18 protein-coding genes are annotated in these 22900 nt (G+C 65.5%); 8 read left to right on the top strand and 10 right to left on the bottom strand.

Annotated elements, in window-relative coordinates; genetic code table 11:
* Nucleotides 1-147 precede the first annotated feature (147 nt).
* Together GAK28_RS18995 and GAK28_RS18990 are read left to right on the top strand one after the other, a co-directional pair.
* Complete coding sequence (locus GAK28_RS18995) at nucleotides 148-1695, top strand: methyl-accepting chemotaxis protein (protein WP_291783010.1); 1548 nt, start codon at nucleotides 148-150, stop codon at nucleotides 1693-1695.
* A gap of 101 nt (nucleotides 1696-1796) precedes the next feature.
* Nucleotides 1797-3977, top strand: a complete 2181-nt coding sequence (locus tag GAK28_RS18990) for an RICIN domain-containing protein (RefSeq protein WP_291783007.1) — start codon at nucleotides 1797-1799, stop codon at nucleotides 3975-3977.
* Between the two features lie 47 nt (nucleotides 3978-4024).
* Here GAK28_RS18990 and GAK28_RS18985 read toward each other — a convergent pair whose 3' ends face one another.
* Together GAK28_RS18985 and GAK28_RS18980 are read right to left on the bottom strand one after the other, a co-directional pair.
* Nucleotides 4025-4828, bottom strand: a complete 804-nt coding sequence (locus tag GAK28_RS18985) for an alpha/beta hydrolase (RefSeq protein WP_291783004.1) — start codon at nucleotides 4826-4828, stop codon at nucleotides 4025-4027.
* Between the two features lie 196 nt (nucleotides 4829-5024).
* On the bottom strand, nucleotides 5025-6041 hold the full coding sequence (locus tag GAK28_RS18980; protein WP_291783002.1) for an NAD(P)-dependent alcohol dehydrogenase: 1017 nt from the start codon (nucleotides 6039-6041) through the stop codon (nucleotides 5025-5027).
* Between the two features lie 88 nt (nucleotides 6042-6129).
* Here GAK28_RS18980 and GAK28_RS18975 point away from each other — a divergent pair, with 88 nt between their 5' ends.
* The gene (locus tag GAK28_RS18975) at nucleotides 6130-7068 is read left to right on the top strand and encodes a LysR family transcriptional regulator (protein WP_291782999.1); all 939 of its coding nucleotides are present in this window, start codon (nucleotides 6130-6132) and stop codon (nucleotides 7066-7068) included.
* Between the two features lie 21 nt (nucleotides 7069-7089).
* Here GAK28_RS18975 and GAK28_RS18970 read toward each other — a convergent pair whose 3' ends face one another.
* Nucleotides 7090-8043: a hypothetical protein gene (locus GAK28_RS18970; RefSeq protein WP_291782996.1), complete on the bottom strand. Its 954-nt coding sequence runs from the start codon at nucleotides 8041-8043 to the stop codon at nucleotides 7090-7092.
* 329 nt (nucleotides 8044-8372) lie between these two features.
* On the opposite strand from GAK28_RS18970, the gene GAK28_RS18965 reads away from it, so the two are divergent.
* From GAK28_RS18965 to GAK28_RS18950, 4 genes are all read left to right on the top strand, one after another.
* Nucleotides 8373-9638, top strand: a complete 1266-nt coding sequence (locus tag GAK28_RS18965) for an MFS transporter (protein WP_291782993.1) — start codon at nucleotides 8373-8375, stop codon at nucleotides 9636-9638.
* A gap of 13 nt (nucleotides 9639-9651) precedes the next feature.
* Nucleotides 9652-10782: an ROK family transcriptional regulator gene (locus tag GAK28_RS18960; RefSeq protein ID WP_291782990.1), complete on the top strand. Its 1131-nt coding sequence runs from the start codon at nucleotides 9652-9654 to the stop codon at nucleotides 10780-10782.
* A gap of 144 nt (nucleotides 10783-10926) precedes the next feature.
* Nucleotides 10927-13671, top strand: a complete 2745-nt coding sequence (locus tag GAK28_RS18955) for a TonB-dependent receptor (protein WP_291783039.1) — start codon at nucleotides 10927-10929, stop codon at nucleotides 13669-13671.
* Between the two features lie 14 nt (nucleotides 13672-13685).
* Complete coding sequence (locus GAK28_RS18950) at nucleotides 13686-14639, top strand: glycerophosphodiester phosphodiesterase family protein (RefSeq protein WP_291782987.1); 954 nt, start codon at nucleotides 13686-13688, stop codon at nucleotides 14637-14639.
* 4 nt (nucleotides 14640-14643) lie between these two features.
* Here the strand turns inward: GAK28_RS18950 and GAK28_RS18945 are convergent, their stop codons facing one another.
* Nucleotides 14644-15717 carry a sterol desaturase family protein gene (locus tag GAK28_RS18945; protein WP_291782984.1) on the bottom strand — a complete coding sequence of 358 codons (1074 nt, stop codon included), beginning with the start codon at nucleotides 15715-15717 and terminating at the stop codon, nucleotides 14644-14646.
* 172 nt (nucleotides 15718-15889) lie between these two features.
* On the opposite strand from GAK28_RS18945, the gene GAK28_RS18940 reads away from it, so the two are divergent.
* Complete coding sequence (locus tag GAK28_RS18940; RefSeq protein WP_291782981.1) at nucleotides 15890-16273, top strand: VOC family protein; 384 nt, start codon at nucleotides 15890-15892, stop codon at nucleotides 16271-16273.
* Nucleotides 16274-16353: 80 nt separating this feature from the next.
* Here the strand turns inward: GAK28_RS18940 and GAK28_RS18935 are convergent, their stop codons facing one another.
* The 6 genes from GAK28_RS18935 to GAK28_RS18910 all read right to left on the bottom strand — a co-directional run bounded on the left by GAK28_RS18935 (nucleotide 16354) and on the right by GAK28_RS18910 (nucleotide 22899).
* Nucleotides 16354-17991 carry a Na/Pi cotransporter family protein gene (locus GAK28_RS18935; RefSeq protein ID WP_291782979.1) on the bottom strand — a complete coding sequence of 546 codons (1638 nt, stop codon included), beginning with the start codon at nucleotides 17989-17991 and terminating at the stop codon, nucleotides 16354-16356.
* 241 nt (nucleotides 17992-18232) lie between these two features.
* Nucleotides 18233-18892: an epoxyqueuosine reductase QueH gene (locus GAK28_RS18930; protein ID WP_291782975.1), complete on the bottom strand. Its 660-nt coding sequence runs from the start codon at nucleotides 18890-18892 to the stop codon at nucleotides 18233-18235.
* Nucleotides 18889-19779 carry a 3-hydroxyisobutyrate dehydrogenase gene (mmsB, locus tag GAK28_RS18925; protein ID WP_291782972.1) on the bottom strand — a complete coding sequence of 297 codons (891 nt, stop codon included), beginning with the start codon at nucleotides 19777-19779 and terminating at the stop codon, nucleotides 18889-18891. The genes GAK28_RS18930 and mmsB overlap by 4 nt, the downstream gene beginning before the upstream one ends.
* Before the next feature lie 11 nt (nucleotides 19780-19790).
* Nucleotides 19791-20948: an enoyl-CoA hydratase/isomerase family protein gene (locus GAK28_RS18920; protein ID WP_291782969.1), complete on the bottom strand. Its 1158-nt coding sequence runs from the start codon at nucleotides 20946-20948 to the stop codon at nucleotides 19791-19793.
* Nucleotides 20945-21739 carry an enoyl-CoA hydratase gene (locus tag GAK28_RS18915; RefSeq protein ID WP_291782966.1) on the bottom strand — a complete coding sequence of 265 codons (795 nt, stop codon included), beginning with the start codon at nucleotides 21737-21739 and terminating at the stop codon, nucleotides 20945-20947. Before GAK28_RS18915 ends, GAK28_RS18920 begins: the two co-directional genes overlap by 4 nt.
* Complete coding sequence (locus tag GAK28_RS18910; RefSeq protein ID WP_291782963.1) at nucleotides 21736-22899, bottom strand: acyl-CoA dehydrogenase family protein; 1164 nt, start codon at nucleotides 22897-22899, stop codon at nucleotides 21736-21738. Before GAK28_RS18910 ends, GAK28_RS18915 begins: the two co-directional genes overlap by 4 nt.
* Between the last annotated feature and the right edge of the window lies 1 nt (nucleotide 22900).

Here is a 22900-nt window from a genome sequence, read left to right as displayed (position 1 = left end):
GAGGATTCGGTTTGCTGCGATGCGCAATTTCTATCGTCAATCGTAGGATCCTGTCAACCGTTTTCGGCGATGGTCGCGATAGAAACCGCCTAGACAGGCCCCCGGGCCATGCGAACGATACCCGGCCTGCCCCACATGGAAGCTCCTATGACCCTCGTGCGACGCCTCGCCGCGGTCCTGATCGCCGGACTGATCGCCCTCCTGGCCGTGGGTGGCTATGGATTGTTCGAACTCCACGCCGCCCAGGACCGCGTCGGCCACCTGGAAACCACCACCCTACCCGGCCTCCAGGCCTTGAGCGAAGCCCAGGACGATGTGGGCGCCCTTCGCCTGGCGCTCTACCGCTACGTGGTCGATGGTATCGATGATGCGGCGCGCGTACAGATGAAGCAGCAGATCGCGGAACTGGACTCGGGCTATGCCCGCCACCTGGCGAGCTACGCCGCGAACGCCATCGGCGATGCGAAGGATGCCTCCCTGCTCACGGAAGACAGGAACCACATGGCGGCCTACCTGGTGGCCCGCGATACCTTCTTCCATCGCTACGACGGCGGCCAGCGTGATAGTGCGCTGGACATGCTGCACGACCACGGCGGCGTCCACGACGCGGCCCTGGCCCTCAACCACGGCCTGCACGACCACCTGGCCTACGTGGTCGCCCAGGCGGACGCACAGGCCGAGGCCAACGCGTCGGCTTACCGCTCCTCCGTGATCCTCACGGTCCTGGCGATCGCGATCGCCGCCGTGGGCATGGGGTGGTTCGGTGGGCGGCTGTACCGGCTGATTCGTGGCGGCCTGGGCAAGCTGCAGGGCACGTTGCAGACCGTCAGCTCCTCGCTCGACCTGTCGCTGCGTGCCGACGTGGATCGCCACGACGAGATCGGCCTCACGGCCGAAGCGTTGAACACCCTGCTCGCCCGCATCGCCGATACCGTGCGAACCGTGCAGGCCTCCAGCGACACCGTGCATTCCGTCGCCAGCCATATCGTGGAACGCAACCGCGACATCTCGGAGCGGACGATGCGACAGGCGGCCGCCCTGGAAGAAACCACCGCGAGCGTCGCCGAACTGACCGAGGCGGCGCGGCACACCGCCGAGCGGGCCGTGGATGCCTCGACCGTGGCGGGCGCCATGGCCGAGGAAGCGCGGCGCAGCGGCCGTGCCGTGGAGTACATGGGCAGCGTCATGCAGGAGATCTCCACGCACGCACAGCGCATCCGCGACGTCACGGGCGTGATCGAGAGCATCGCCTTCCAGACCAATATCCTCGCCCTGAACGCCGCCGTCGAAGCTGCACGCGCGGGCGGACACGGCAAGGGCTTCGCCGTGGTGGCGAGCGAGGTCCGCTCCCTCGCCCAGCACTCCGCGACCTCGGCACGGGACATCAAGGGCTTGATCGAACGCTCGGTGGAAGCCATCGAGAACGGCGTGGAACAGGCGACCGCGATCGAGGACAGCAACCTTACCCTTCAGGCATCCGTGGCCCGCGTGGCGACACAGGTGACCGCGATCGGCCAGTTGGCCCATGAGCAGGGGCGTGGCACCGAACAGATCAACCAGGCGATGGCCAGCCTGGACAGCGACACGCAACGCTATGCGCAGATGGTGGACGAGGCCGCCGAAGCGGTCGGCACGCTGCACGGCCAGGCCCAGGTGCTGCGGGATACGGCGGGCATTTTCACGGGCGTGAGCTGAGTCACAGTTACCCCGCCACGACGACCGCTTACGTGCAAGAGTGCGCGGCGCGCCTTTCCTAGCATGTCTGGACCTTGGTCCAATCATGCAAAGGCTTGCCCATGCGCCGCTTCTCTTTACGCCCCCTGGCGTTCGCCCTTCTCCCGCTACTGACCGTCACCGGCGCTCATGCCGCCATCGCTCCCGGCCAGCCTTACGTGCTGACCGCGAAGGTGGGCGGCTTGGTACTCGACAACCGTGGCCAGACCGATCGCGGGCAAATGGGCCTGTGGTCGCCTGTCGACGGCAACACCAACCAGCAATGGCGCCCGGTCGATCTCGGCGGCGGACGCTACATGTTCATCAATCTCACCAGCGGCATGGCGCTCGATGACAGCGGCTCCACGGCCACCGGCGCCATCGTCACGCAGTACGATCCGTCCACGAACAATCCTAACCAGCAGTGGACCGTGGTCGATACCGGCGATGGCTATGCCCAGCTGGTGAACGTCGCCAGCGGCAAGGCGCTGGATAACGGCGGTAGCAACACGGCCGGTTCGCTCGTGAAGCAGTGGGATGTGATGGCCGGCAATCCCAACCAGCTCTGGTCGCTTGATCCTGTGCAGATCGGCGCACGCACCCCGTTCACCACATTCGAAGCGGAACAGGGCGCAACGCTCGGTGGCGCATCCATCGTGGCGCTCACCGCTCCGCCGCCGACGCGCTTCTCCAGCGCCGCGCTCGAAGCCTCCGGCCACGCCTATGTGCACCTCGCCGCGACGGGCCAGCAGGTCAGCTGGACCAATACCACGGGCCAACCGATGACGGCGATCAACCTGCGTTATTCGATCCCCGACGCGCCGCAAGGCGGCGGTCTCGACTCGAGTATCGACCTGTACGTGAATGGCACGCTGCGCCAGACCATTCCGGTGACGTCGCGGCAGACCTGGATCTACGAGACGCAGACCAACTACAACGGCATGTCCCAGGATCCGTCCAGCGGGCAGCCCCATGTGTTCTGGGACGAAGCCCATGCCTTCGTCAGCGGCGCGCCCATCCAGCCCGGCGATGTGGTGACGGTGCGCAAGGACGCGGCCAATGCCACTGCCTGGTACGACATCGACCTGATCGAACTGGAAGCGCCTCCCGCGCCCATCGCGCAGCCGGCCAATTCGCTGTCCCTGACGGACTGCGGAGCAGTCGCCAACGACCGTAGCTTCGACAGCACGTCGGCGATCCAGTCGTGCTTCGACAAGGCCCGCACGCAGGGCAAGAGCGTCTGGATTCCCCAGGGCACGTTCTATACCATGCACGGATTGACCGCCAACGGCGTGACCATCGAGGGCGCCGGCATGTGGTACAGCACGCTGTATTCCAACGTGCCGCTGGGTACCAACAACACCAACGCGGTCATCCAACCCACCTCGACCGTACTGCGTAACTTCGCTATCGACGGCAACGCCGTGGACCGTACGCCACAGGGCGGCAACCGCAGCGGCATCAACATCAAGGGCAGCCACTGGCATATCGACAGCCTGTGGATCCAGCACGAAGGCGCCGCCGTTTGGGCCAACGGCGAGGATGGCTTGGTCGAAAACTGCCGCATCAACAACAGCTGGGCCGACGGCATCAACCTCAACAACGGCAACACGGTGCCCGGCAACGACATGGGTAACCGCCTCACCGCGCGCAACAACTTCGTGCGCGGCACGGGCGACGACGGCTTGGCGATCAACGATGGCGGCAACGGCACGCAGCCGATGCAGGACATCACGGTCATCCAGAACACCTCGGTCGCGCCGTGGTGGGCGAACAACATCGGCATCTATGGCGGCAACAACGATGTCGTCGCCAACAATCTCGCCCAGGATTCGGTGAAGCAGTACGGCCTGAGCGCCGGTGTCTTCGGCAACTTCGGCCCGCTCGGCTCCGCCTGGATCGAAGGCAATACCATCGTCCGCGGCGGCAGCTTCGGTTACGGCAACCGCAACGCGGCCGTCGGCCTGGGCATCTCCGGCACGACCGCCACGGTGGGCAACATCGCCTTCCGCGGCAACACCATCGTGGATGCCATGTTCGACGGACTGCGCCTGTCTTCGCAGACCAACGCCCTGGTGCAAGCCACCACGATGCTGTCGCCGGGCCTGAACGGCTATGTGGTTCCCACCAACACGCAAGGCAATGCCACGTTGCTGTTCAACCAGCTCGACCATCCGGGCGCCGGACAAGCCCGGTTCGTCAATGGCTCGCCCAAGACCTTCAGCATCGTTTCGCGCGGAAACGACGGCTTGGGTATTCCCTGACGATAACGATCCCCGAAGGGCGCCTGCGCCCTCCGGGGATCGTGGTCTCAATGCTTTGTCGGCGACGGCTCGTTGGCGACGGAGCGGATCCACTGGACGGCCGCCTGCACGGCTTCCTTGCCCTCGTCCGACTTTGCGAAGGCCGTGTTATGGGCCAGCGTCGGATAGAGGCGGTGTTCATAGCGCTTGCCAGAGGCATCGAGTGCATCGAGACGCTCGATTGACAGCTGCACGGGGGCCTGCACGTCCTTTCCGCCGTACACCCATAGCCCCCTGATCGACAGCTTGCCCAGCGCCTCGCGCGGGTCCGTGTCGGCGAACTGATAGCGATCCTTGTCCTCGGCGATATGCTTGCGGGCATCGGCTTCGGTATGGCTGTCCCAGAATGTCGGCTTGCTCTCGGTATAAAACTGGAAGCGCAACTGTTCGCGCGCCGTGGCGACCGGGCCGCTGAACAGCACCATGAAGGTCACGGCCGGATTTCTTTCCGCCGCGATGGGAATGACCCAGCCCGCCTGGCTGTAGCCCAGCAGCCCAACCGGACCATGCGTGCCGGGAAGGTGCTTCTGCAACGCGCCGACCGCGGCGTTGGCATCCGCCGCGAGCAGGCCGAGGTTGCCCGCATCGACGTTGTTCGAGCCCACCTCCGGGCCCACGTAGCGCCCACCGGATTCGCCCACGCCACGCTTGTCGTACGTCAACGCGGCGATGCCCTGATCGGCCAGCCGGGACGCGAAGCCCGCCATCCGCTTCTCCTGGCCGGAGCCGTGCACGAGGACCACGGCGGCGACGGGATGTTCGGGGCGGTAGAGGGTGCCAGCGAGGGTGACGCCCGCGTTCTCGAACGTCACATCCTCCTTTGCGACTCCAGGCTCGGTGGCTACCGCCTGGCCCACCGACATCCCTGAAAGCAACACAACGGACCACACATATCTGGCATACGAGCGCATCGAGGACTTTCCTGGCCTGTTCGGAGCATTCGAAATATCTTGCTATCCGTCCCAGCGCAATAGCCCGGACGTCGCCCCATGCGATCGCCCTGCATCATCATGCGTCAGCGAACGACAGCACCACCTTGCCGAAGGGGGCGCTTTCCAAAGACGCCAGCGCCTCGTCGATCGCGTCGATCCCATGCACACGGTCGATCGCGGGCCGAAGCCCATGCACCACCAGAAAGCGATTCATTCGTTCGAACATGGCGCGAGACCCGGTTTCCACCCCGCGCACACGAAGATTTCCGTTCATCACGGCGAAGATGTCGAGGGTATGACTCGTCGTCTGGACGACCCCGACGATGGCGACGGTGCCTTCAGGTGCCGTCGCCGCCAGCGACCGGGCGAGGCCGTTCTCCAGGCCCATATCGATCACGAGTTGCGCGCCGCGCCCCTGGGTCAGCCGCATCACCTCGCGCTCCCAATCGGACGCGGCGAGGCTATCGATGACGTCGGTCGCGCCCAGCGCCATCGCCTTGGCAAGCTTTTTCGCGCTCCTGGACACCACGATGACGCGCATGCCGAGCGCCGCCGCGAACTGGATGGCGAATGTCGCGACACCGCCCGTGGTCTGCACCACCACTGTGTCACCGGCCTGAACGGCCCCCAGTTCGACCACCGCATGCCACGCCGTCAGCGCCGCGATGGTCAGGGTGGAAGCCTCGTCGTCGGTCAGGTGGGCCGGCGCATGCACCAGCGTGTCCTCATGCCACTGAAGATGCGTCGCGAGTACGCCGTCCGTGGTACGGGTACCCGGCGAACCGATGAAACCGTCCCCGGTCAACGGGCCGTCGATCCAGGCCGGCATCACCGTGGTGCACACCCGGTCCCCGACCCGGAAACGGCTGACGCCGGGGCCGATGTCGGTCACCACGCCCACCGCATCGGTAAGCGGGACGCGGCCCTTCGTCGGAGCGCGACCCCACCCGCCGTGGATGACCGCCTTGTCGCGAAAATTGAGGCTGATCGCGCAAACACGGAAGCGCACGTCGTTCGGCCCCAGGGGAGGAAGCGATTCCTCGACCCGATCCAGATTGCCTTTTCCGCTTGTTCGCCACGCTTGGATCGACATACCGTATGACTCATCGTGAGGGATGCCGGGCAGTATCCCGGCCCACCGCGACCTCCACTATCCGGTCTACCCGTAAAGGCCTTTTGTCGTGAGTGCAACGAAATCCCAGGGCCTCGCCATGCTGGAGGAGATGGCCGTGTTCGCCCAGGTCGTCGACAGCGGGAGCTTCTCCTCGGCGGCACGTCAGCTCGGCATGACCGTGCCTTCCGTGAGCCGCCATGTGTCGCGCCTGGAAAAACATCTCGGCGAACGGTTGCTGTTGCGCAACACCCGTGCCCACGCCCTCACGGAAATCGGGCGCGAGGTCTACGCCGCCTGCCAGGCCCTGGTCGGACAGGCCCGCGAGGTGCATGCCATCGCCGACCGGTTCGGGGCCGGCCCATCCGGCCTGCTGCGGGTATCCGCGCCGATCGTCTTCGGAGAAACATGGCTGGCGCCGCGCCTGCCCGGCTTCCTCGACGCCTGCCCGGACGTGCGCCTGCACGTGTCATTGGTGGACGGCATGGTCGACCTGATCGACGAGGGCGTCGACGTGGCCCTGCGTATTTCGCTGGTACCCGATGCGGGTCTTGCATCGCGCCCCCTGCTTCGCGTGGGCTACGTGCTGGTGGCATCGCCGGACTATCTCCGACGCCACGGGTCCCCATCGACACCGTCGGACCTGTGCGCGCACCGATGCATCTACCTCGGCTACGGCCGCTTCGGTCCGCACTGGCGTTTCACGCGCGACGGCGTGACGGAAGACGTCGACATCCGGCATGTCGCATCGATCAACAACAGTGCGGCCATCCTGGGCATGGTCGAAGCCCATGGCGGTATCGGACTGGTGCCCGATTTCACGGCTCGCGCCGCGCTTGCCCAGGAGCGCGTCACGCATGTGCTCGCCGACTGGCGCATCGACGCGCCATATACGGGCACGGTCCACGCGGCGTATACACCGGGCCGGCACCTCGCCCTGAAGGTGCGGGCATTTATCGACTACCTCGTGGCCTGCATCGCGGACGACGCAACAGACGCACCGCCGTGACCGGCGGTGCGTCCAGGACGGTCAGTCGGCCGGAGTAAGGCCCGTATCGATCGCGTTCGCGTAGGCCGCGGAAAGCGTCTTGCCGTTGGACGTCTTGCCTGCGACGTCGTCGTAGAGCCACAGGAACGCCCCGGTGATCCCGCACTGGTTTTCCCAGTTCGCGACAGTGGTCTGTGCCACCGAAACCGAGACGCCTCCGCTGACGGTCGTATCGGCGATACCCGGATAAACCGGCACGCCACCGAAATTCCAGGTCGACGAGCACGGGTTGTTGCCCGAACCGCCCGAGTAGGCCTGCAGGTGCACGCCATCGACGGTGCCGGGACGCTGCTGGTTGATCTGCGAGACCACCGAAGTCCAGTACGAGGCGTTGGTGTAGGCGTCGGGCATCACGTGGTAGCCGAGCTTGCCCAGCATCACTGAAAACTTCACGGTGGACGCGGCGTCGTAGCCGTTCTCGTCATCCAGGTCGATCGCGTCGATCGACGGAATCGCGGCCTTCAGCGCCTGGAAGTTCTTGTAGAGGATGCTGTTCGTACCCGTGCCGCCGCCGGTGCCCGTGCTGTTGACCAGCGTCTTGATGTCCTGGAAATCGCCGACGTTCGACGAGCCAATGCTGAAGGTGATGCGTTTCACGCCGGCCGTCTTCAGGCTGGCCAGGTTCGAGGCGAAGTTCGGGTAGGTCTGGTTGCCGATGTAGGCGCCATTGGAAACGATGGGGAATTCGCCGTTGAGGTTGAGGTCGCCGTTGGACTTCACCTCCACGCTCCACACGATCACCTCGGTAAAGCCGGACTGGCTCAGTTCCTTGATGTTGTTGTTGAGGTTCTTGTAGATCGGGCCGCCACCGAAGATTCCGGTATAGCCCGTGGAGGCGGCGAACGAGGCCGACGAGGCGGCCATGCCGACAAGCGAGCAAAGCAAAGCGGCCGCCATGCGCGTACGCGTGCGGTTAAAGCGAGACACCTGGTTCATGAATCCTGCTCCGATGGATAGTTCGTGTGTCGACGCCGATGCCCAGAGTGCCCCCGCATTCGTTCGATGTCGAAGCATTGCCCCGTCATCGAGCCGATGGGCCCGTCGTTCCCGTTGGCGGAACCGATCAAGGGGCAAAGTCCACAATGCCCCGATTTAGATCGATCTAATTCCAGCCCGGCCAACGTTATAACGAGCACGCGACGCGGCGCACGCTGCGATGCAAAAGGAATACCGCTCGTTCCGCCACCGAGATATGTCTAGTGTCATGAAAACTGACATTTCCCAAGGTATAGAAGTCCGCTTGCCGCACCGGAACACTCCTCACCATGGCCACGTCTTCGTTGCGAACACCTGGCGCCCTGCCCGCCTTCGCATCCGGTCATTTCGCCAGGAGCCTGATCTGGTCCTTCACCGACCTGCTGCTGGGCTACTACGCTCATGTGCGCCTTGGACTTCCGGCGTGGCAAACGGGTCTGCTGCTTTCGGTCTCCCTCGCCTATAGCAGCGTCCTCGACCTGGCGCTGGCGATGGTTTTCATGCGCATGCCGCACCAGAAGCGCCGCGTACCACGCCTGCAACGCATCGGTGGTGTCGCCACGGCCTTCAGTGGAGTACTGCTGTTCATCCCGGTGAGCGGTGGCACGTCGCACGTGCTGGCATGGCTGATATGCGCCTCCTTCCTGTTCCGCACCAGCTACGCACTGTACGATCTCACGCAGAACGCGCTTACGTCGTTGTTGCCCGTCGACCCTACCCAGGCCACGCGTTTCGTGACGGTACGCGCCGTGATGGCCACAACGGCCAAGCTGTGCGTCGCGGCATCGGGCTTCCTGGTGATCGACGAAGCGGCCACATGGGGACGTGAACTGGTCGTCGCCAGCGCCATGGGCATGCTTATCGTCGCGAGCGCCTTCTGGCTGGGACGCCAGCGTCCGGTCGGTGGTTTGGAAGAGCGTACGGTCCGGGCGTGGTCGGACTTTCCCACGATGCGGCTGGCGCCTCTCCTGATGGCGACGGCCGCCAGTTGCGTGCTCGCGTTGCCGGGGCGATTCCTACCCTTCGCGATCGACCCCGCCACGGGACGTCCCCTGGGCGCCGCGCTCGTCTTCGCGATGGTCCTGGGCTCTGTGGGCGGCCCCTTTGTCGCCACGCGCCTGGTCCGCGCAGGCATGGCCCGTGCGGCCATCGTGTTCGGCGCGACCGCCGCCGGATCGGCGACCGTGCTGATCGCGGCGCCGGCGCTACCCGTGCAGGTCGTGATGGCGGTCGTCTACGGCGTGGGCCTGGGCGGCGGCAGCGTATTGGTCTGGAACGAGGTCTCCCGCGTGGTCCGCGAGCACGCCGCGCAAACCGGGCAACGAACCGACCTCGCCTGCTTTGCCCTGCTCACCATGACCATCAAGATGTCGCTGGCGCTGTCCACAATCCTTCTCGGGCGTTATCTCGACGGATTCAGTCTGCGCCGTCCCGATACCCTCGTCGAACTGATCCTCATCACGCTTCTGGGCGCGATCGGCTTCGTCCTGCCGCTGTCCATCGATGGGCGGCGCAGTCACAGGCATGCCGCGCTAGCGGATGCACGTTCGCCGTAACGGAACACCGTCGATGCCCCGCACGCCTGAGATCGTCCTTTCCCCCGAACACAAGCGCATCGTGTGGCACCTGCGTACGGCCGGGCCCCGACCGCGCATCGAACTGGCGAACCGCCTCGGGATTCATAACGGCGCGCTGACCCGGCTCATCCGCGAACTGCTGATGCTTGGCGTCGTGGAGGAGCGGGAGCAGATGCCCAGTGCCGCACGCGGTCGACCGACGGTGCCACTGGCTCTATCGGGACGCGCCGGCTACGCCGCCGGCGCGATCGTGCATCCCGGATGGCTGGAGATCGCGCTGGTCGATTTCACGGGTGCGACCATCGTGTGCGATGTCGCTCCCTTCGACAGTCCGGATCCACGCGACTTCTCGGCGCAGGTGGATCGACGACTGCGCGAACTGGCGCTCGAACATAACCTCATGCGCTCGCGTTTCCTGGGCCTGGGTATCGCCGTACCCGGCCCGATCGTCGCTCACTCTCCCTCGCGCCGGCATACGGTGAAATGGCTGGAAGCCTGGCGCGACATCGATTACGACCACGATTTCGCCGACTACTTCGGCTTTCCCGTGTACATCGAGAACGACGCGACACTGGCGGCACTGGCCGAGTTCTACGATAGCGGCCTCATCCTGACCTGCACCTCGGCCATCGTGTTCTTCGTGGGGCACGGTGTCGGCGGCGGCGTCATCCATCGCCGCGAGATCCTGCGTGGCGAGTTCGGCAACTCCGGCGACATCGGACGCATGTTCCCGTCCGAAGCACCGCGTCCTTCGGGCATCGATCTGCTGGCCTGCCTCCAGGCGGCCGGCGCGGACATCCCGTCGCTGTTCAATGTCGAGTCCTGTCTCGACAGCCACCGGCAAGTCATCGCGACCTGGGTAGCCCGAGCCGGCGACCAACTCGCCATGGCCGCGCATAGCGGTGTCGCGTGGCTGGACCCGGGTGCCATCATCCTTTCCGGTCCCCTGCCGCAGCCGGTACTCCAGGCCCTGGGCGATCGCCTGCGCAACGCACCCTGGTTGGGCGAACTGTCGTGGCTGCCCTTGCCTACCCTGCATGTCTCTCGCCTGGGCGCTTCGGCGGCGGCGGTGGGCGCCGCCTTGCTGCCCATCCACGAAATTCTCTCAGCCGCGCCGGAATGATTATTTATTTCGGTTGAAATAAATAAACCCGTCACCCTCGGTTCCTAAGGTGGCGCCCGCACCGGCAATCACGTCGGCGCGATGAGGGGAAAATCGTCAATGAAGAAGCTTCTGGCGCTGGGGACCGCGTTGGCAACCGCGGCCATGTCCAGCACGGCCACCGCGCAGTCGGCGCAGACGCCGCAGGACACGACCGCCGCGCAAGCCAAGGACAGCGACACGCAACCCACCACCCTGGATTCGGTCCAGGTCACCGGCATCCGCAAGGCCAACGAGGCGGCGATCGAGAGCAAGCTTGCCGCCAACACGATCAGCGACGTGGTCAGCGCCACGGACGCCCGCGCCCTGCCCGACCTGACCATCGTCGAAGCGCTGCGCCGCGTGCCCGGCCTGTCGGTGCTGCCGGCCATCGACAACGAACATCCGCGCGACGAGGCTTCCACGCCCGTGGTCCGCGGCCTCGGCTCCAGCTACAACAATGTCACCATCGATGGACTCACCATCGCCTCGCCCGGCACGCCCAACGGTAATCTTGGCTCGGTAACCCGCGGCGTCCGCCTCGACATCCTGCCGTCGTCGATGATCAGCGAGATCGGCGTCGTGAAGACCTTCACCGCCGACCAGGACCCGAACGCCGTCGGTGGCGCCATCGACCTGCGTACCCGTAGCGCTTTCGACAACGGCAACAAGCCGTTCTTCACCATGGAGGCGTCGCTTGGCCATGCCAGCGACAACGGCCAACCCTCGTCGCAGATGGATCCTGGTTATCGCGTCAGCGGCACCGGCAGCACCACCTTCGGCAGCGACCACCAATACGGCGTGGTGGTTTCGGCGAACTACCAAACGCTGAGCAGCTACACCTACACCCACATGACCACGGACACGGTCTTCTACAACTTCTACAACGCCGCTGGCCAGTTGCAGTCGGGTAACAACCTGGGCAACGGCATCCCTGTGCCGCAGAACGACAAAAGCTGGTACGTGGAGGACAAGCGCGACCGCTACGGCGTCACCGGCAAGTTCGAGGCAAAGCCGTCGGACACGTTCGACGCCTACCTGCTCGGCGGTTACTACTATTTCAAGGACGACATGACCCGCAACGAGAACATCATCGACGGACGCAACGGGCCGGTCTACAACCAGACCGCGACCTCGGGAACGTATCCCGTCGGCGATATCGAGGTGGGCTATTCGAATCAGCAGATCACCACGCGCACCAAGGTCGGCCAGGCCGGCTTCAACTGGCATCCCGACGATCAGCAGTCGCTGTCCGCTCGCGCCTCGTACTCCGATGCGACGTACGACGAGCCGATCTACATGATGAAATTCATCGCCGGTGCGACGCCCCAGGCACCCGGTGCCGGCGGCGCCACCATCACGCCGTCGGCGCCGTTCGGCTTCACCTACGACACCAGCCGTTTCAACGCGGCCTTCCCGGTGAACCCGAGCGCGTACTACAACCTCAACAACTACGGCCTGTTCTACTGGCGTCCCGACTATGGTCGCAACGCCGCTGACACCATCCGCACCGGTCGCCTCGACTATCGCTTCAACCAGGACGAGATGGCCCGTGGCCTCGGCTTCGCCACCGGCCTGACCTATACCGACGACCGTCCGTCGTACAGCGTGCATCGCGACGAGTTCGACCCGAATACCTCGGCACCGCCGATCAACCTCGCCAACTTCGCCGGTCCGCTTGGTGCGAACCTGCCGTATAACCCCGGCCTGAACCTGCTTACCATCGATCCGGCGCGGGCCCGGGCCTACCTCGACAGCCTGCCGAAGAGCGATTTCAACAGCACGAACCAGAACGACTTCAACAACCAGGACAACTTCCAGCACAAGGAGCGCATCTTCGGTGCCTACGGGCTGGCGACGTACGCGACCGATGCTTTGTACCTTCAGGGCGGCCTGCATTACGACGGCACGTTGCAATCGACCATCGGCTATCTCCGGGGCCCCGACAAGGTCTATCGCCCCAACCGCACCTCGTCCGACTACCGCCATGTGCTGCCCTCGTTGCTGGGCCGCTACAGTCTCACCGACGATCTCGACATCCGCGCCGGCTACAGCCGCACGCTGGGACGGCCACCGTACGATTCGTACGCGGCGCGTAGCTCGATCAACTTCGTCAACGCCAGCGACATCGGCAATCCGAATGCCACCGGCGTGACAGTGACCCAGGGCAACCCCGGTATCAAGCCACGCGTGTCGGACAACTTCGACCTGTCGTTCGACTGGCGCCTGCCGGCGGAGACCGGCGGCCTCGTGTCGGTGGCCCTGTTCGACAAGCAGATCCACGACGAGATCTTCACCGTCTCCAACCTCGGCTTCACCGACCCGACCTCGGGCGTCACCTATAAGAACGCGATCGTCAGCACACCGGTCAACGCGTCGAACGCCCGCATCCGCGGCGTCGAGCTCAACGGCATCGTCAATTCCTTCGCGGTGCTGTCGCCGATGCTTTCGGCCTTTGGAGCGAGTGCCAACGTCTCGCTGCTGGACGGACGCCTGGCCGTACCGCTCTCCACGGGCGGCACACGCAACGTCGATCGCCTGGTCGGCCAGCCGAACTATGTGATGAACGCCACGCTGTTCTACAACCGCGACGGTCTCGAACTGCGCGTTGCCTACAACAGGCAAGGTCGTGCGTTGCGCTCCATCGTCAGCGACGTGAGCTGGCAGGATCTCTACTGGGCGCCGCGCTCGCAGGTGGACCTGTCCGCGACTTACCAGATCGGGCCCAGCCTCTCGCTCATCGGCCAGGTCAGCAACGTCGGCCACAGCCGGATCACGACGGTCACGGGTCCGGGCATCAACCTGCTCAAGAACAGCTACTCCGTTCCCACCACCTATTGGTTCGGCGTGCGTTTCACGCCGAAGTTTTGAAGGACACCCACCTCATGCACAAACCTCTCGCCCTGACCCTGACGATGCTAGCCAGCGCGCTTTTCGGTTCCCTCGCCCTCGCCGCGGATCGCACCTCCGATATCGCGGCGCGACTGGCCAACCCGGACGGCGGCGTCGTCATCGTCGCCCACCGCGGCTGCCACAATGCGGCACCGGCCCACGGGCTGCCTGCCGCGCCAGAAAATTCCTTCGCCGCGCTGGATCATTGCGTCGCGCTCGGCGTCGACGTGATGGAAACCGACATCCGCCGCACGCGCGACGGCTATCTTGTGATCATGCACGACGCCACGGTCGACCGAATGACTGGCGGCACGGGCGCCATCGCCGACCTGACCCTGGCCCAGGTGAAATCCCTGCGGTTACGCGCCAACCAGGGCGGCCCGTCCGCCGCGCTGACCGACCAGGAGGTGCCGACACTGGACGAATTGCTCCGCCACGCCGGCAACCGGATCATGATCAACCTCGACATCAAGGAAGCGATCTATCCCGAGGTAATCGCGGCGGTCCAGCGCCTTGGCGCGACGCACCGGGTGATCGTGAAGACCGTGGCCGGCGCCGGCAGCCCGCCCTTGGCCAGCATGTCGCCCTATGACCAGGTGCCGTTCATGCCGATCCTCTCGGCCACCACGCCCGACGGCGGCGACCTTCCGCAGGTGCTGAAGAATCAGGCCGGCGGCCACCGCCGTCCCTGGGGTTACGAGCTGCCCGTGATGGATCCCGACGTGTTCGGCGACCTCGCCAAGGCCGCACATGCGGCGCATGGTCGGCTGTGGGTGAACACGCTGGGCAAGGGCTTCGTCAACGGCTACGGCGGCGACGAGCAGGCACTGCGCGATCCCGCCAGCGTGTGGGGGCGTCTCTACAAGGACGGTGTCACCGTGTTCCAGACCGACGAGCCCGAAGCGCTGGCCGCCTTCGTGGCGCGCGGCATGGGCAGCGACAAGTAAGCGTTCAGCGCGAGTCGCGGACCGCCGACAATGGGGTCTGGCTCGCCTCCAGCGCATGCAGGTCGAATTCTTCGACGGACACCGGGCGATGGTTTTCGTCGAAGGCGACATCGCCCGGTCGCCAGCCCGCCTTGCAGCGGATCGAAGCCCAGAAGCGCTTCATCACGCCAAGCTGCTGACCCACGATGCCGCGCGTGTTGTCGGCGTCCACCATCGGGTCGCCCACGCCCGTGGGCCGCGCTGGCTCACCATACAGCGCGGTGCCGAACAGGATGTCCCAGATGGGAAAGACGAAGGAATAGTTGCAGTCGTGCAGGCCCGGTCGATCCGGGTCCACGATCATGTGGTGAAGGCGGTGATATTTCGGATCGACAAGGATCTTGTCGAGCACGGGGCCGAACCGGAAGCGAATATTCGAATGATCGAAGTTTTGCAGTAGCTCGCCGATCAGCACCAGCAGTGCGAACTCCGTCGGCGAGACGCCGATCACCACCGATACCGTCGACACGCAGATGACCTCAAGCAGGTCGTCCAGGTAATGATCGCGATCGTTCGACCAGCAGTTCAGCTGCTTCTGGCTGTGGTGCAGGCTATGCAGTGCCCACCACCAGGGAATACGGTGCTGCAGGCGATGCACTACGTAGTAAACGAAGTCGTAGATCGCGTAATACGCGAGGAACAGCACCACCGGATGGTGGCCCAGCCAGGGGAAGGCACCTTGCAGACTGAAGATGCCCGACGCATCGTCGTCGCCACCGCCGCCGAGCAGATGGCCGATCGGCGCGATCACGCCATAACTGACCAACGGCAACAGGCCGAACAGCTTGATGAGGGTATAGGCGCGGTCGATCCGCGTCCCCTTGCGTTCGGCCCATTCCTCCAGCGGCCAGAGGCTTTCCATGGGCCGGAATACGAAGGCAATCACCGCGACCTGGATGGCCGTCAACAGGAAGTATTGCGCAATTTCCTGCGGATTATCGATCAACCGGGTGAGATGCACCGCCGCCAGGGCCGGCGCGACAAGATGAAACGACAGCCAGTTCACCACGGTGAACCAGAGGGCTTCCAATGCGTGCATGGTCGATCAGGGGTCGTACTACTACTGAAGTGACGAAAGGTATGCCCGGGGACATTCACGAACCTTTCGAAAACTGTCAGGCGGAGGTAACCTTGCCGAAACCCGGCACCGTCCGTTCAGGCCGATGGGCACCGTCCACATCGTCGCCACGCTTCCAGAGCAAGGCTTACCGATGAGCGACACCATCAGCCATGGCATCCGCTTCGGGCGGATCGCCCCCACCCTGTCCACCCGCGATCTTGATCGCGCCCTCGCGTTCTATGTGGGGGCGCTGGGTTTTCGCGTCGCCTTCCGCAATGGCGATCCCGTGGGCTTCGTCATCCTACGCAAGGACGACGCCGAACTGCATCTCACGCTACAACCCCGGCATCGGGCCAGCCCTGCCAATGTCGCCCACCTGATGGTGGACGATGTCGATGCGTTGCATGCCCTTTGCAAGGCGCATGGGCTGCGTATCGTGCGTGGTGTCCAGGACAAGGAGTACGGCCTCCGGGCCTTCGTTTTCGAAGACCCGGATGGCAACCGTATCGATGTGGGGCAGCGACTTGACCTGTAGGAGCGCGCTTGCGCGCGATGGAGGTCGCGATAACCCCCATCGCGCGCAAGCGCGCTCCTACAGAAAGCAGGCGGGCTACGTCAGGCTCGCTCGGCCCGCAGGCGATCCTGCAACAGGCCTGCCCGCTCCAGCGGCAGATAGGCCAGTGCGGCAAGGTGCGAATGGATGCGCTTGAGGTCGCGCAGGATTCGCAGGTAGACGTCGCCGCTGCCGTCGCGACGTTCGCGGATGCCGCGAATATGCCGCTCGGAGGCTTCGTTTTCCAGACGCCACAAGGTTTCCTTGCGAGCGACAAGTTGCTGGGCGGCACGCAGGTCGCCGCGCAGGAACACGGTGAGGCCCAGGCGCAGGCTCTCCATCACTAACGCGTGCATGGCGGCGAGGTCCTGGATGTCATCCGCCGAGAAATCCTGGCCACGCTCGGCCTTCTTCGCCGCGAACTCCATCAGGTTGTTCGCGGTGATGTCGCCGATGTGCTCGATGTTGATCACGAAGGCGAGGATCTCTTGGCTGCGTTCGCCGTCCTCCTCGTTGAGCGCCTCGTTGCCCAGTTCGGCGAGGTACTCGCGGATCGCCATGCCCAGGCGGTCCAGCCAGGGATCGACGCGGCTGATCGCCGCCGCGCGCACGCGGTCGTCCTTGCCGAAGACCTCCACCAGGCCCTTCAGCATGCCTTCGACCATGTCCGCCATGCGCATGGATTCGCGCGCGGCGTTGGCCAGGGCGACGTTGGCGGCGTCGAGCGCGCTCTCGTCGAGGTATTGCGGCACACCCGGATCGTCCGGGCGCGGCGGATCGGGCAGCAGGCGGACGAGGAAGCGGGCCATCCGCTCGACCGGTAGCAGGAAGACCACGGCCAGGCCCAGGTTGAACGCCGTATGGAAGTTGACCGCGATACGCGCGGGCGTGTCGCCCAACGGGGCCAGCCAGTGGGCCATGAACGGCAACAACGGCAGGCAGACCACGCAACCGACCAGACGCACCAGCAGGTTCCCCAGGGGAAGGCGCCGCGCCACGGGGGTATGGGCCTCAATCAACGCCGGCAACGTGCTGCCCAGGTTGGCACCGAGGACGAGGGCCAACGCGCCGGGGGCATCGATCACGCCCGCCGTGGCGAGCGAGCCCACCAGCAGCACCATGGCGACACTGGAGTGGAACAACCAGGTCAGCAGGGCCGAGCACAGCACGGCCAGCACCGGCTCGCTCTCCAGGGCCTGAAGCACGGCGCGCAACGCTTGCGCGTTCTCGACCGGGGCCAGCGCCACGACCAGCAGGTGCAGCGCAAGCAGCATGAGGCCAAGACCGATCGCGACACGACCCAGGTTCTCGTAGCGCGCATCGTCGCTGCGCCGATGGATCGAGAACCCCAGCAGCACGAGCACCGGGGCGATGATCGAGATGTCGAACGACATGACCTGGACGATCAGGGTCGTACCGACATTGGCGCCGAGCATTACGGCCAGGCCCGGCGCGAGGCCGAGGAAGCCGCTGGCGGCGAACGAACTGGCCATCAGGCCCGTGGCGGTGCTGCTCTGCAGGACGGCGGTGAGGCAGATGCCGAAGGCGAACGCCGCCGGCCGGTGTGCCAGGTAACGACCCAACCAGCGGCGAAGCGCGCTGCCGTAGCCACGCAGCACGCCGCTGGTGACCATATGCGTGCCCCACAGCAGCAGGGCCACGTAGCCGGCGATGTCGAGCAGTGCGAAGGTGCCCTTCATGGCCCATCTCCTTATTGCGGCGCCAACGGCGGCCACGCGGAGCGGGCCGGCCGTGCCTAGCTGGCTACGGTGACCTGTCCGGCGCGTGCGCCGAAAGCTATCGATGTAGAGGGCGACAACGGCCTGGGGCCGGCGTCACCGCAAGGGTGAACGTCCATATGCCTCGGTGGAATCGGACAGGAAAGCCATGGCGAGGGATGCGCCATGGGCTGGCGCATTCTCATCCCGCGCGGAGAAAGCGTCAATCCGCCTCGTCGTCGCCGTAGAACTTGACGCCCAGATGGATGCGGTCGCGGCCCTGCGCCCGGCGATGCCGGTTGGTGTCGCGCAGCGAGTAGACGCAGCCGCAGTACTCCTGCTGGTAGAAGTGCTCGCGCTTGCTGATCTCGATCATGCGCTGGCTGCCACCGTTTTTGCGCCAGTTGTAGTCCCAGTAGGCCAGGCCGTCGTACGGTGCCGCGGCACGGTGGCCGCAGTCGTTGATCTGGGCCATGTTCTTCCAGCGGGAGATGCCCAGCGAGCTGGTGATCACCGGAAAACCATGTTCGTGGGCATACAACGCCGTGCGTTCGAAACGCATGTCGAAGCACATCGTGCAGCGGATGCCGCGCTCCGGCTCGTTTTCCATGCCCTTGGCGCGGGCGAACCAGTTGTCGGTGTCGTAGTCCGCGTCAATGAAGGGCACCCCGTGCTTCTCCGCGAAACGGATGTTCTCGTCCTTGCGCAGGAGGTATTCCTTTACCGGGTGGATGTTGGGGTTGTAGAAGAAAATGGTGTAATCGATGCCGGATTCGAGGAAGGCTTCCATCACCTCCCCCGAACACGGCGCGCAGCACGAGTGCATCAGCAGTTTGTCACCGCTGTTGGGCAGAACCAGTTTCTCGCGCTCGATCGAACTCATTTCTCTCCGGACACCAGCTTCACGACGCTGGAAAAGTCCAGTTTACCATTGCCCGCCTGGCTGTTCATGGCATAAAGATTGCGCGCCAACTCGCCCAGCGGAATCGACGCGCCCACGCTCATCGCCGCTTCGGCCGCCAGGCCCAGGTCCTTCAGCATCAGGTCGTTGCCGAAGCCGCCGCTATAGCCGCGCGACGCCGGCGCGTTCTCCAGCACACCCGGCCACGGGTTGCAGACCTCGGTCGCCCAGCTGCGGCTGGTGCTCACGGCCATCATCTGCGACAGCACCTTCGGGTCGAGACCATGGGCCACGCCGAGGGCGATCGCCTCGCCGGTCACGGCCATGATGGCGCCCAGCGCCATGTTGTTGCACAGCTTGGCCACCTGCCCCGCCCCGCTCGCGCCGACGTGGAACAGGTTTTTGCCCATGGCGGACAGCACGGGCTTGGCACGCTCGAACGAGGCGTCGTCGCCACCGACGATGAAGGTCAGCGTGCCCGCGGCAGCACCGGCCGTGCCGCCGGAGACGGGGGCGTCGATCATCGACAGGCCGCGCGCCGCGGCGGCGTCCGCGACCTTGCGGGCGGTGGCGGGTGCGATGGTGCTGCAATCGATCACCAGGGCGCCGGCCGGGATGTGCGACAGGATGCCGTTGTCACCCAGGAACAGGCCTTCGACGTGACGGCTGGCCGGCAGCATCGTGATGACGACCTCCGCGGCGGTCAACGCGTCGACGGCGTCCTTCGCGGCGGAGGCTCCGGCTTCGACCGCATGCGCGACGGCGGCCGGCACGAGGTCGAACACGCGCACCTGGTGACCCGCCTTGGCGAGGTTGGCGGCCATCGGGCCACCCATGTTGCCCAGGCCGATGAAAGCGATATGGCTCATGCGAATGTCCTTTAGGAGTGCTTTGGGGTCAGGTCGGCGAGCGGGTGGTCCGCGCCGTTCCAGGGGGAGGTGAAGAAACGTTCGCTCCAGCGCGCATCGGCCTCGTGCTGCGTGGCCGGGTTCCAACGTGGGGAACGGTCCTTGTCGATCAGCAGGGCGCGAATGCCTTCCTCGAAATCACCGTGGGCGGCGCAATGCAGCGACACGCCGTATTCCATGCGGAAGACCTCGGCCAGCGACATGTCCTTCGCCCGACGCTGAAGCTCGAAAGCCAGGCGGGCCGAACCCGGCGAACCGGCCACGAGCGTGTCGCGGGCGGCCTTGAGCCAGGGATCGTCGCTGGTGTCCGCATGGATGGCCGCGATGACGGCGTCGAGGTCGCCCGCCGAGCAAAGCTGCGCGATGTGAGCAGCGTGGCGGCGGAACGGGCCCGGCTCGGGCGTTACGGCACGGCCACCGAGCAGTTCGGCCAGCAGCGTGGCGTTCACCGCGTCGTCGTCCTTCCACGCCGTGGAGAGCAGCTCGGTGTAGACCGTCTCGCGGTCCGCCTCGGCCAACTGCCAGTCCGCGAGCTTCGCCGCGATGGCGTCCGATGCATTCAACAAGGCACCGGTCAGGCCAAGGAACAGGCCGCCATGATCCGGCAGGCGAGCGAGCAGCCAGCTGCCACCGACGTCCGGATACAGGCCCACGGTGATTTCCGGGAAGGCCAGCTTGGACCGCTCGGTAACCACGCGATGGCTGGCGCCGGACATGAGGCCGATGCCGCCACCCATCACGATCCCATGGCCCCAGCAGAGCACGGGCTTCGGGTAGGTGTGGATGCGATGGTCGAGGCGATACTCCACCTCGAAGAACTCGGCCGCGTAAGTGTTCTGGCGGATGTCGGTCTTGCCGGCCTCGCGGTACTCACGCATGGAGCGATACAGGCCATGCAGGTCACCGCCCGCGCAGAGCGCTTTTTCACCCGCACCCTGCAACACCACGACGGCGACATCCTCGTCGTCCGCCCAGGCGTCGAAACGCTCCGTAAGCAGCGTCGCCATCTCCAGCGACAGGCCGTTGAGGGTCTTCGGTGCGTTGAGCGTGGCGATGCCGATACGCTTGCCGTTATGCGCCGTGCGTTCCTCGAAGAGAACGGATGGCTCGATGTCCACCGGCGCGTTCATGCGTTCTTCCACACCAGAGCGCGCTTCTCCAGGAACGCGGTGACGCCTTCGCGCTGGTCCTGGCTGTCGAACAGGTCGACGAAGGCTTCGCGCTCGGCCACCAGCGAGGCTACATGAGTCTGGCTGCGGGTGGACTGGATCAGGCGCTTGCTGGCGGTCACGCTGGTCGGGCTCTGCTTCTCGACCTGCTTGGCCCAGGCGATCGCCTTTGCCCTGCCCTCGCCCTTCGGCACCACTTCCTCCACCAGGCCGATGCGAAGCGCCGTGGCGGCGTCGACGCGCTCGCCCAGCAGCACCATGCGCTTGGCCCAGCCTTCGCCGACCAGGCGCGCGAGGTTCTGCGTGCCGCCGGCACACGGCAGCAGGCCGACGCTGGCCTCGGGCAACGCCATCTGCGCGTGTTCCTCGGCGATGCGCAGGTCGCAGGCCAGCGCGCATTCCAGGCCACCGCCCATCGCATAACCGTTGATCGCGGCGATGCTCACGCCACGGAAGGCGGACAGGGTTTCGAAGGCTTCGCCGAAGCGACGCGCCGCTTCACGGGCCAGCGCCTTGTCGCCATCGGCGAACTGCTTGAGGTCGGCACCCGCCGAGAAGAACTTCTCGCCATCGCCGGTGACGACCAGCGCATAGACATCGCGTTCCGCGTCGAGGTCGCGAACCAGGTCACGCAGGGCCGACAGGCTGTCGCGCGTCCAGGTGTGCGCCGGCGGATTGTTCAAGGTGACGATCGCGGTATGCCCGTCGATCTCCAGCTTCAGTCCGGTGTACGTCTTGCCGGCGACACTCATCGCAATTCCTCTTCGGTGTTCAGCAGGTGACGCGCCACGATCACGCGCATGATTTCGTTGGTGCCCTCGAGGATCTGGTGCACGCGCGCATCGCGCAGCAGTCGCTCCACGGGGTACTCGCGGATGTAGCCGTAGCCGCCATGGATCTGCAACGCGTCGTTGCAGATGGCGAAGCCGGCATCCGTCGCGAAGCGCTTGGCCATCGCGCACCACACGGTAGCGTCGGAACGACCGGCGTCCAGCTTGCGCGCGGCCGTGTGCACCATCTGTCGGGCGGCCACCAGGTCGGTCGCCATGTCGGCGAGCTTGAACTGCAAGGCCTGGAAGTCGGCCAGCTTGCGGCCAAACTGGCTGCGTTCGCCCATGTAGCGGCGCGTCGCATCGAGCGAACCCTGGGCCGCACCCAGCGAGCAGGCCGCGATGTTGAGGCGACCGCCGTCCAGTCCCTTCATGGCGATGCGGAAGCCTTCGCCTTCCTCGCCCAGACGGTTGGCGACCGGCACGCGCACGCCGTCGAAGGTGACGGCACGCGTCGGCTGGCTGTGCCAGCCGAGTTTTTCCTCGTTGCGACCGTAGCCGACACCTTCCGCGTTCGCCGGCACGGCGAAGGCGCTGATACCGCGCGCTCCCTCACCGCCCGTGCGGGCCATCACCACGAGCATGTCCGTGGCGCCGGCGCCGGAGATGAAGGCCTTGGCGCCGTTCAGCACGTAACTGTCGCCATCGCGCTCGGCACGGGTCTTCAGGGACGCCGCATCCGAGCCTGCACCCGGCTCCGTAAGGCAGTAGGACGCCAGCTTCTCGCCACGGGCGAGTTCGGCGGCCCACTGCTCGCGGACCGTCGGCGTACCGAAGGTCGCGACCATCCAGCTGGCCATGTTGTGGATGCTGATGTACGCGGCGGTGGACGGATCCACCGCCGCCAGTTCCTCGAAGACGATCGTCGCATCGTGGCGGGTCAGGCCGGAGCCACCCGCGTCCTCGTCGATGTACAGGCCGCAGAAGCCGAGTTCTCCGGCCTTGCGGATCGCTTCGCGTGGAAACTCGCCTTCCGCGTCCCAATGCGCCGCGTACGGCGCCATCTCGGCCTGCGCGAAATCGCGGGCAGCCTCGCGGATCGCGGCCTGGGTTTCGCTCAGGTCGTGTGCGTGGGTATCCATG

Source organism: Luteibacter sp., assembly GCF_009912395.1.
Taxonomy (GTDB): Bacteria; Pseudomonadota; Gammaproteobacteria; order Xanthomonadales; family Rhodanobacteraceae; genus Luteibacter.
Note: the sequence above shows the minus strand (reverse complement) of the source record. Positions and strands in the feature narration are given on the sequence as shown.

Coding starts and splice junctions, on each gene's coding strand:
- GAK28_RS18930 (WP_291782975.1), bottom strand. CDS start 18,892: ATGAGTTCGATCGAGCGCGAGAAACTGGTTCTGCCCAACAGCGGTGAC.
- GAK28_RS18990 (WP_291783007.1), top strand. CDS start 1,797: ATGCGCCGCTTCTCTTTACGCCCCCTGGCGTTCGCCCTTCTCCCGCTA.
- GAK28_RS18945 (WP_291782984.1), bottom strand. CDS start 15,717: ATGCACGCATTGGAAGCCCTCTGGTTCACCGTGGTGAACTGGCTGTCG.
- GAK28_RS18940 (WP_291782981.1), top strand. CDS start 15,890: ATGAGCGACACCATCAGCCATGGCATCCGCTTCGGGCGGATCGCCCCC.
- GAK28_RS18995 (WP_291783010.1), top strand. CDS start 148: ATGACCCTCGTGCGACGCCTCGCCGCGGTCCTGATCGCCGGACTGATC.
- GAK28_RS18980 (WP_291783002.1), bottom strand. CDS start 6,041: ATGTCGATCCAAGCGTGGCGAACAAGCGGAAAAGGCAATCTGGATCGG.
- GAK28_RS18950 (WP_291782987.1), top strand. CDS start 13,686: ATGCACAAACCTCTCGCCCTGACCCTGACGATGCTAGCCAGCGCGCTT.
- GAK28_RS18965 (WP_291782993.1), top strand. CDS start 8,373: ATGGCCACGTCTTCGTTGCGAACACCTGGCGCCCTGCCCGCCTTCGCA.
- GAK28_RS18955 (WP_291783039.1), top strand. CDS start 10,927: ATGTCCAGCACGGCCACCGCGCAGTCGGCGCAGACGCCGCAGGACACG.
- GAK28_RS18915 (WP_291782966.1), bottom strand. CDS start 21,739: ATGAGTGTCGCCGGCAAGACGTACACCGGACTGAAGCTGGAGATCGAC.
- GAK28_RS18910 (WP_291782963.1), bottom strand. CDS start 22,899: ATGGATACCCACGCACACGACCTGAGCGAAACCCAGGCCGCGATCCGC.
- GAK28_RS18970 (WP_291782996.1), bottom strand. CDS start 8,043: ATGAACCAGGTGTCTCGCTTTAACCGCACGCGTACGCGCATGGCGGCC.
- GAK28_RS18960 (WP_291782990.1), top strand. CDS start 9,652: ATGCCCCGCACGCCTGAGATCGTCCTTTCCCCCGAACACAAGCGCATC.
- GAK28_RS18920 (WP_291782969.1), bottom strand. CDS start 20,948: ATGAACGCGCCGGTGGACATCGAGCCATCCGTTCTCTTCGAGGAACGC.
- mmsB (WP_291782972.1), bottom strand. CDS start 19,779: ATGAGCCATATCGCTTTCATCGGCCTGGGCAACATGGGTGGCCCGATG.
- GAK28_RS18935 (WP_291782979.1), bottom strand. CDS start 17,991: ATGAAGGGCACCTTCGCACTGCTCGACATCGCCGGCTACGTGGCCCTG.